Origin of the sequence: Halomonas sp. (assembly GCF_033549285.1) — a bacterium.
Lineage (GTDB): Bacteria > Pseudomonadota > Gammaproteobacteria > Pseudomonadales > Halomonadaceae > Halomonas.
Genome location: NZ_JAWSUJ010000171.1, coordinates 1 through 4,832 on the forward strand (window position 1 = coordinate 1; position 4,832 = coordinate 4,832).

4 protein-coding genes and 1 pseudogene are annotated in these 4,832 nt (G+C 64.5%); 3 read left to right on the top strand and 2 right to left on the bottom strand.

Features of this window, described 5'->3' with window-relative positions:
* A pseudogene (gene pgi / locus SCI24_RS20920) lies at nucleotides 1-264 on the top strand (glucose-6-phosphate isomerase); the annotation flags it as partial.
* Between the two features lie 4 nt (nucleotides 265-268).
* Nucleotides 269-1,303, top strand: a complete 1,035-nt coding sequence (mgrA, locus tag SCI24_RS20925) for an L-glyceraldehyde 3-phosphate reductase (RefSeq protein WP_318727209.1) — start codon at nucleotides 269-271, stop codon at nucleotides 1,301-1,303.
* Between the two features lie 78 nt (nucleotides 1,304-1,381).
* Here the strand turns inward: mgrA and xylB are convergent, their stop codons facing one another.
* On the bottom strand, nucleotides 1,382-2,911 hold the full coding sequence (gene xylB / locus SCI24_RS20930; protein ID WP_318727210.1) for a xylulokinase: 1,530 nt from the start codon (nucleotides 2,909-2,911) through the stop codon (nucleotides 1,382-1,384).
* A gap of 2 nt (nucleotides 2,912-2,913) precedes the next feature.
* Complete coding sequence (locus tag SCI24_RS20935; RefSeq protein WP_318727211.1) at nucleotides 2,914-3,996, bottom strand: sn-glycerol-3-phosphate ABC transporter ATP-binding protein UgpC; 1,083 nt, start codon at nucleotides 3,994-3,996, stop codon at nucleotides 2,914-2,916.
* A 445-nt stretch (nucleotides 3,997-4,441) separates the two neighbouring features.
* On the opposite strand from SCI24_RS20935, the gene SCI24_RS20940 reads away from it, so the two are divergent.
* On the top strand, nucleotides 4,442-4,832 hold a 391-nt coding region (locus SCI24_RS20940; protein WP_318727212.1), incomplete at its 3' end, for a hypothetical protein.

A 4,832-nucleotide genomic window follows, 5' to 3' on the forward strand; every position in this document is an offset into this window, starting at 1 on the left:
CTGATCGCGCTCTACGAGCACAAGGTGTTCGTCCAGGGGGTGATCTGGAACATCAACTCCTTCGACCAGTGGGGGGTACAGCTGGGCAAGCGCATCGCCGGCGAGATCAGCGAGCGCATCGACGCCCATAGCCAGGACTTCGATGCCTCCACCCAGGGGCTGCTGGCGCTGGTGCGCGGACACTTTACGCCGGCCCGTTCGCAAGGTGAGGATACCGGGGCCGCCAAGCCGCGCGGCGGCAAGAAGAAGACCCAAAAGGAGTGATGCAATGCCTTACCAGGCCGATGCCTCGCGCTACGAGGCCATGCACTATCGCCGCTGTGGGCGCAGTGGCCTGCTGCTCCCCGCGCTTTCGCTAGGGCTATGGCACAACTTCGGCGATGTGGATGCCCTCGACAACCAACGCAAACTGCTGCGCCGCTCCTTCGACCTGGGCATCATCCACTTCGATCTGGCGAACAACTATGGCCCGCCGCCGGGCAGTGCCGAGCGCAATTTCGGTCGCCTGATGCGGGAAGACTTCCTGCCCTACCGCGATGAGCTGATCATCTCCACCAAGGCGGGGTACCCCATGTGGCCGGGCCCCCATGGCCAGGGAGGCTCACGCAAGTCGCTGCTGGCCAGCCTCGACCAGAGCCTCTCGCGGATGGGGCTCGAGTATGTGGACATCTTCTACTCTCACTGCGTGGATCCGGACACTCCGCCCGAGGAAACCGCCGGCGCCCTGGTCAGCGCGGTGGAGCAGGGCAAGGCACTCTACGTGGGGATCTCTTCCTACTCGGCGCCACGGACCCGGGAGATCGTCGGCCTGCTGCGCGAGCGCGGCGTGCCCTGCCTGATCCACCAGCCCTCCTACAATCTCTTCAACCGCTGGGTGGAGGAGAAGCTCCTCGACACCCTGCAGGCCGAGGGCATGGGCTGCATCGCCTTTACCCCGCTGGCCCAGGGGCTGCTCACTGACAAGTACCTGGAGGGAGTGCCGGAGTCGGCGCGCATCAACCAGCCCGGTGGCGGTTCCCTGCGCCCGGAACACCTGAGTGACGACAACCTGGCCCGGGCGAGGGCGCTCAATGCCATTGCCCGGCGTCGCGGGCAGAGCCTGGCACAGATGGCACTGGCCTGGTTGCTCCGCGATTCACGGGTCACCTCGGTACTGCTCGGCGCGAGCCGGGTCGAGCAGCTGGAGGACAACGTGGCCGCCCTTGATAACCTGGCGTTCTGTGCCGAGGAACTCGCCGAGATCGATAGCCACTCGGTCTTCGACGCCGGCATCAACCTCTGGGGGAAATCCTCCGACCTATGAGGCCGAGCCATGGCGAAGGGCGCCTCCGGTCCTCGTCTTTCGGTGCTAACCAGGCGGCAGGTCGCTGTATACAACGTCTTACTTCGCCGTGAGAGGCGCAGAAACCGACTCGCTGGCCGGCACTGCGCTTGCGGACTCCGCGAACAGCGGGGCGAGTGACCGATAGAGCGCCTGGTAACGTGGGTAGGCATCAGCGTAGCGCTCGGCTAGCGCCGGGTCGGACTCGAAGATCTCATCGATGGGTGGCCGTTGGCAGACCGCGGCCATCGGCTCGCCGGTGACCGCCAGCCTGGCCAGGCGCGCCGCACCGAAAGCCGGGCCGCTCTCGCTGTCGCGATAGCGCACCAGGGGGCGGTCGATGATGCTGGCCAGAAGCTTCAGCCAGTAGCGGCTTCGCGTGCCGCCACCGATGACCGCGAGTCGCTCAATGGGCGTACCGGCGCCCTCGATGACCTCGCGCGCTTCTCGCAGGCTGTAACCGATTCCCTCAAGCACCGCCCTGATCACCTCGCCCTGTCCACTGGCCGGGGTGAGGCCGAAGAGCACCCCGCGGGCCTGGGGGTCGTCGTGGGGGGTGCGTTCGCCATTCAGGTAGGGCAGGAAAATCACCCCGGCCGGCCCAATGGGTTCCCGCTCGGCCAGGCCCAGGGCCTGCTCGATGGATAGGCCCGTCAATTTCGCCGCCCAGTCCAGTGCCGAGGCGCCGGTGAGCATGGCGGCCATCTGGAACCAGCGTTCGGGCAGGGCGTGGGAAAAGGCATGTAGGCACTGATCCGGACGAGGCCGGTAGCCCTCGGTGCTGACGAACACCTGGCTGGAGGTGCCCAGGGTCAGGAAGGCGTCGCCCTCGTCGATGGCGCCGATGCCTACCGCGCCGGCCGCCACATCCCCTGACCCGCCAGCGATGATCACCCCTTCGGGCAAGCCCCAGCGCGAGGCCAGGGTGGACGCCAGGATGCCCCCCGCCTCGCTGCCCTCGACGAGTCGAGGCAGGTGCTCGCGGCCGATGCCGAGCTCGGCCAGCAGGTCATCGCACCAGTCACGCTTGGCCTGATCCAGCAGCTGGGTGCCCGAGGCATCGCAGCGGTCGGTGAATCGCTCGCCGCTCATTCGCCAGCGCAGCTGGTCCTTGGGCAGCAGCAGGTGGGTGGCCTCATCCAGCGCGGCGGGGTCGTGTCGCGCCAGCCAGCGTAGCTTGGCCGGCCAGAAGGAGGGCATGGCACCGATGCCGGTTCGCTCGCCGAGCCAGGGGAGTTGCTGGTTGAGCTCGCGGCTCTCGCGGTCGGCGCGACCATCGTTCCAGAGGATCGCCGGTCGCGGGGATTCCCCGCTCGCCTCCTGAAGCACCAGGCCGTGCATCTGTCCCGAGAGGCCGATGCCGGCGAGCCGGGCGAGGGCCTCGGGGCAAAGGCGGCGCAGCTCGGCCATCACGGTTTCCAGGGCCTGCCACCACAGGGTCGGCGATTGTTCCGCCCGGCCCGGCCCAGGATGCGAGATGGGGTAGTCCGCGCTGGCTGTGGCCAGCAGTCGCTGCTCATGGTCCACCAGTACGCCCTTGAGCGCACTGGTGCCGATGTCCAGGCCGAGAAATGTTCTGACGTCGGTCATGCTCAGGCGGCCCGGGTGGTGGGATGCCAGGCGATCCGCTCGCCGCTGCCGGCGTCGAAGAGATGGACCTTGTCGAGATCCAGCGCCAGGTGGATGGTCTCGCCAGGGTGCACGTCGTGGCGTTCGCGGAAGACCACGGTGATGTGCTGGTCACCGAGCCTCGCCACGACATGGATCTCGGCTCCGGTGGGTTCCACCGAGATCACCTCCACCGGGACGCCCTCGTCGGTCAGGGTTATGTCCTCGGGGCGAATACCGTAGATGGTGTCGCTCGGGCGCTTGCCGGTCTCCAACTCGCCCATGGGCAGGTGCCCGCCGCCCCGGACCTCGAAGCGGCCATCCTCTCGTGGCCTGCCATGGATCAGGTTCATCCCCGGGCTGCCCATGAAGCTGGCCACGAAGAGGTTGGCGGGGCTGTCATAGAGCTCCAGTGGGGTCCCCATCTGCTGGACGTATCCCTCGTGTAGCACGACGATGCGGTCGGCCATGGTCATGGCCTCGATCTGGTCATGGGTGACGTAGACGGTGGTGGTCTTTAGGCGCTGGTGGAGTTCCTTGATCTCAGTGCGCATGGAGACGCGCAGCTTGGCATCGAGATTGGAGAGGGGTTCGTCGAACAGGAAGACCTGGGGATCACGCACGATGGCGCGACCCATGGCCACCCGCTGGCGCTGGCCGCCGGAGAGCTCACGCGGGTAGCGCTTGAGCAGGGGGCCGAGGTTGAGGATATCCGCCGCAGCCTTGACCTTTTCCTCGATACTGGCCTTGTCGACCTTCGACAGTTTGAGCGAGAAGCCCATGTTCTCGGCGACCGTCATGTGCGGATAGAGCGCATAGCTCTGGAAGACCATGGCGATATCTCGGGCCTTGGGCGGCATGTCATTGACCACCTTGTTGCCAATCAAAACCTCGCCGCCGCTGATCGACTCAAGGCCGGCGATCATGCGAAGCAGGGTCGACTTGCCGCAGCCCGAAGGGCCAACCAAGATGACGAATTCGCCGTCCTTGATCTCGAAGTCGACGCCATGGATGACTTCTTCATCACCGAAGCGTTTCTGGATGTTGTTGAGCGTGATGTTAGCCATGATTGTTATACCCTACTTTGGTCTGTATTGATGGAGTCTGTCGTGTACCGAGAGGGATTGGGCGCTTTCTTGTTAGACATTAGTCGTAGATAAATCGCCGCCATCCCTTTCCAATCCCGCATGACAAGGTGGAGAAAGACCTGCCTGGCGATGTGTGATTCTGTATTATCTTGCTGTTGTGGTTGTGTTTTTCAGGTTTTTCTCGTGCCATTTCGTTGCGTGGCTACCACCCCTTCGATCGCTCTGGCTGTCCTTCACCATAGCCTATTAATAACGCTTGCTGACACGATTCTGCAAATCCACTGTGTTGTTCCCAGGCGATCCGCAACTCTCGCCTGTGACGCTATCCTGAGCGCTGTGATCTGCATACCTTGCGCGGAGTGTCTTTCGCTCTAGGCTGCGACCGGATTTGCTGCACTACAACAATTGACCAGGAGATCGCAAGATGACAACAACACACCGACTCTGTGCCACGGGGCTGGGCCTGGCCATGGCCACCACCAGTCTCGCTGCCCTGGCCCAGGACGACGTCACCATCCGCTGGGCCCTGCACCCCGGCGAGGAAGCCGATGCCGTGGTCGACTACTTCGCCCCGGAATACGAACGCCAGACCGGTATCAAGGTGGAGGGCGAGATCCTGCCCCCCGATCAGTTACGCGACCGCATGTCCATCGAGGCCATCGGTGGCACCGGTCGCTGGGATATGGGCTATCCTGAATATTGCACCAGTGTCGCGAGTTTGGCCTGGCGGGTGAGCAGGCCAGCTCTTCATGCTGGATGGCGCGAGAATCGGTCACTTTGTGACCGATTTCCTGCCTTCAAGACGCACTGCCCCC